Raw genomic sequence first — 4,023 nt, 5'->3', positions numbered from 1 at the left:
GGCCGGTACCGAAGTGTCCGCCTTGTTGGGCCGCATGCCTTCTGCCGTGGGCTACCAGCCAACATTGGCCGAAGAAATGGGCCGTTTGCAAGAACGTATCACATCGACCAAAGTCGGCTCGATCACTTCGATCCAAGCCGTTTACGTGCCTGCCGATGACTTGACCGACCCGTCACCTGCGACCACCTTCGCGCACTTGGATTCCACCGTGGTGTTGTCCCGTGACATCGCATCACTCGGTATCTACCCTGCGGTCGATCCACTCGACTCCACCAGCCGCCAGTTGGATCCGTTGGTTGTGGGTCAAGACCACTACGAAACTGCCCGTGCTGTGCAAGGCACTTTGCAGCGTTACCGCGAATTGCGCGACATCATCGCCATCATGGGCATGGACGATTTGGCCCCTGAAGACAAATTGGCTGTGGCACGCGCTCGGAAAATCCAGCGCTTCTTGTCACAACCATTCCACGTCGCTGAAGTGTTCACTGGCTCGCCAGGCAAGTACGTCACCTTGGCTGAAACCATTCGTGGTTTCAAGATGATTGTGGCCGGCGAATGCGATCACCTTCCAGAGCAAGCTTTCTACATGGTCGGCACCATTGACGAAGCTTTCGAAAAGGCCAAAAAGGCCGCTTAAAGCAGTGCTTTGGGGAGGCTTTAAGGCCCTCCGCTTAGCGCGCTTGAAAGCACCTTTTTAAGGAGTAAACATGAACACCATCCACGTTGATGTGGTCAGTGCCGAAGAGTCCATTTATTCGGGGGAAGCCCGGTTTGTGGCCTTGCCCGGAGAGTCTGGCGAATTGGGCATTTACCCACGCCACACCCCGCTGATCACGCGCATCAAGGCCGGTTCGGTTCGCATCGAGACAGCTGACGGCGGCGAGGAATTTGTTTTCGTTGCGGGTGGCATTCTGGAAGTGCAACCCGATTGCGTGACCGTTTTGTCCGATACCGCCATTCGCGGCAAAGACCTCGACGAAGAAAAAGCCAATGCAGCCAAGGCCTTGGCCGAAGAAGCATTGCGCAATGCCAACAACGAAGTGGATTTGGCCTTGGCACAATCTGAGTTGATGGTTTTGGCGGCCCAGTTGTCTGCGCTGCGCAAGTACCGCAAAAAATAAGCTTCACTGCGCCAAGCGGCTTGACCATGCGGTCAGGTCAGCCCAAAACCCGGCACAGCACAGTGACCGGGTTTTTTTATGGTCACAATCCCAAGACAGCCAACACGGAAAGTACTTGCCCATGAAAAGCGCCAAACTGCAAGCCGCCCTGATGGGTGGTGCGCCCGATGACATCGAGGTGGCCTTCTATGAAGCGCTGCGCAACGCAGACCTTGAACAACTGATGAAGTGCTGGGCAGAAGAGGACGACATCGTCTGTGTCCATCCAGGGGGCAGCCGCTTGATCGGACCTGGCGCAGTGCGCGCTACATTCGAGGCCATGTTTGCAGCAGGCAGCGTACAAGCCTTTCCGCAAAGGGTGCACAAAATCCAGTCTTTGGCCAGTGCGGTGCACCACTTGGTGGAACGGGTCGAGATCAATACGCCACAGGGCCCCTCACAAGCCTTTGTGATTGCCACAAACGTTTATCACAAAACCCCGCAAGGCTGGCGCATGGTGGCGCACCATGCCAGCCCGGGAAGCCCCAAAGACGCAGACGATGTCGGGATCAAGCCGAGCTTGCTGCATTGAACGGCATGGATTACAAAGCGCCCAAGTGGATGCCAGGTGGTCATGTACAAACCATTTGGCCTGCGTTGTTTGGGCGCAGACGTTGGGCACCGGCGATGCCGTTGCAACGTGAGCGGTGGCCAACACCGGATGGGGATTTTGTGGATGTGGACAAACAAGTCGCCAGCCACAGCAGTCGGCCCTTGCTGGTTTTGTTCCATGGCTTGGAGGGCTCATCGGCGAGTCATTACGCGCAAGCGTTTGCCGATTGGGCCGCAGAGCAAGACATCCATTTGGCACTGCCGCATTTTCGGGGTTGCAGTGGTGAACTGAACCTCGCGCCGCGTGCCTACCATTCCGGCGATCACGAAGAAATCGATTGGATTTTGCAACGTCTGCGCACAGAGCACCGGGCGCAAGGTGGTGCCACCTTGGTGGCTGCGGGCGTCTCGTTGGGCGGCAATGCTTTGATGCGCTGGGCAGCGCAGTGCGGTGGCACAGCAGCCGAGCACGCAGACGCTGTCGCGTCGATCTGTTCGCCACTGGACCTCATGGCCAGTGGCCTGTCGATTGGCCAGGGGTTGAATCGGAAGATTTATACCCCCATGTTTTTGCGCAGCATGAAGCCCAAAGCGCTGGCCAAATGGGCGCAGCATCCGGGGCTGTTCGATAAAGCAGCCATGATGGCTGCACAAGACCTGTACGCGTTTGACAATGTATTTACCGCGCCAGTGCATGGCTTCAAGGACACGCAAGACTACTGGGCGCGCGCATCAGCCAAGCCCTTGATGGCTGAGATAAGAATCCCCGCACTGGCCTTGAATGCTTTGAATGACCCTTTTGTGCCCGCGAGCAGTTTGCCAAGGCAGCAAGACGTCTCAAGACAAGTCACACTGTGGCAACCGAGCCATGGCGGGCATGTGGGTTTTCCAAAAGGCCCTTGGCCAACGCATGTGCGTGGCCTGCCGGATGCTGTGGGCCAATGGCTGCTGCAAGCAGCAGGCGTCAATTCAAACCCCATGGAGACAGCGCATGGATGAGATCGTCCAACAAGCCATGGCCAAATGGCCGAATGTTCCAGATTGCTATGGTTGGCTGGGCCTGGACAGCCGCGGTCAATGGTACATGCGCGATGACCGGGTGCAGAACTTGGGCGCATTCCAAAGCGGCCAAATTGGGGCCAGGGGCTCGGTGTTGAGGCACGAAAAGCTGATCGACTTCATCCACCGCAATTACGAAGTGGATGCGCAAGGGCGTTGGTTTTTTCAAAATGGACCGCAAAGGGTTTACATCGAGCTGGAGGTCGCGCCGCACATTTGGCGGGTCAGCGACGCGTTCAAGGTCAACGCACATACAGGCCGTGAAACCGAAGTGAAAGCCTGCCTGTTGGATGAAAAAGGCCGAGTTTATTTCGACACGCCCTTGGGATTGGGGCTGGTCCATTCACTGGATGTGGGCGTGGTGGCCGAGGCGCTGGAGCAAGGGATTTGGCAAACAGTAGCCTGCCAATCGTTCGACTTGCCAGCACGGTATGGTTTTGTCTTGAGCCCGCAGCATGCTCAAGAGGGGAAAGCGCCACAAAGGGCATAAAAAAACCGACTCGAATGGGTCGGTTTTGTGAAAGAGCCGTATGAATTATTTGGCTGCTTCAGCCGCAGCAGGCGCTTGGGGCTCTTCAAATTTGCCACCAGCGCTGTTGGCCAAATAGGCGACAGCACGGCCGATTTCTGTGTCATTGAACTCTCCACCGCCTTGTGCGCCCATGGCCCCCTTGCCTTTGAGGGCCGCGTTCATCAAAGCATCCAAGCCTTGTCCTAAACGAGGGCCCCAAGCGCCAGCATCGGCGAACTTGGGCGCGCCAGCGGCACCGATCGCATGGCAGGCGGCGCATTGGGCTTTGTAAACATCCTCGCCAGCCTTGAGAGGGCGGTTGGCATCGCGGATCTCGACCATGCCAATTTTTTGGATACGTTGCGCAATAGACCTTTCGGAGTCCGCAGCGCCATCAGCCGGCTTGTTGGCTGAAGTGACATAAAACACAAGGCCAATGATGATGAACACCGGGATAACGAAGGAGGCCAAACTCAGCATAAGCATTTGCATAGGCGTTTTGACGGGACCGGTATGGGCTTCGTGTTGATCGTGGCTGTTGTCGCTCATGAAATCCTCTGTAGGGGCGTGGCCGCAAGGGCAAGTGTGTGGGTCAAAATCAACGACAGATTATAGCGGCCCGCCCTTCACAGATCGTGTAAAAACGACAATGCCGTGGACAGGCGTGAGATAATGCAGGGCTTGAAAGTGCGGCTGTAGCTCAGTGGATAGAGTATTGGCCTCCGAAGCCAAGGGTCGTGG

Annotated in this window: 5 protein-coding genes and 1 pseudogene; 5 read left to right on the top strand and 1 reads right to left on the bottom strand. The window is 56.7% G+C overall.

The features are described 5' to 3' along the window. From Q0341_RS14855 to Q0341_RS14835, 5 genes and pseudogenes are all read left to right on the top strand, one after another. Positions 1 to 637: pseudogene (locus tag Q0341_RS14855) on the top strand (F0F1 ATP synthase subunit beta); the annotation flags it as partial. 70 nt (positions 638 to 707) lie between these two features. Then, entirely contained in the window at positions 708 to 1,121 is a 414-nt protein-coding gene (locus Q0341_RS14850; protein ID WP_299514914.1) for a F0F1 ATP synthase subunit epsilon, read from the top strand. A 121-nt stretch (positions 1,122 to 1,242) separates the two neighbouring features. After that, complete coding sequence (locus tag Q0341_RS14845; RefSeq protein ID WP_299514912.1) at positions 1,243 to 1,692, top strand: nuclear transport factor 2 family protein; 450 nt, start codon at positions 1,243 to 1,245, stop codon at positions 1,690 to 1,692. Positions 1,693 to 1,697: 5 nt separating this feature from the next. Then, complete coding sequence (locus Q0341_RS14840) at positions 1,698 to 2,711, top strand: alpha/beta fold hydrolase (protein ID WP_299514911.1); 1,014 nt, start codon at positions 1,698 to 1,700, stop codon at positions 2,709 to 2,711. Further along, positions 2,704 to 3,261 (top strand): DUF2946 family protein, encoded by a 558-nt coding sequence (locus tag Q0341_RS14835; protein ID WP_299514909.1) that lies wholly within the window; start codon positions 2,704 to 2,706, stop codon positions 3,259 to 3,261. The genes Q0341_RS14840 and Q0341_RS14835 overlap by 8 nt, the downstream gene beginning before the upstream one ends. Before the next feature lie 45 nt (positions 3,262 to 3,306). Here the strand turns inward: Q0341_RS14835 and Q0341_RS14830 are convergent, their stop codons facing one another. Further along, positions 3,307 to 3,831: a c-type cytochrome gene (locus tag Q0341_RS14830; RefSeq protein WP_299514907.1), complete on the bottom strand. Its 525-nt coding sequence runs from the start codon at positions 3,829 to 3,831 to the stop codon at positions 3,307 to 3,309. Positions 3,832 to 4,023: the final 192 nt, after the last annotated feature.

The organism is uncultured Limnohabitans sp. (assembly GCF_937889215.1).
GTDB lineage: Bacteria > Pseudomonadota > Gammaproteobacteria > Burkholderiales > Burkholderiaceae_C > Limnohabitans_A.
Note: the sequence above shows the minus strand (reverse complement) of the source record. Positions and strands in the feature narration are given on the sequence as shown.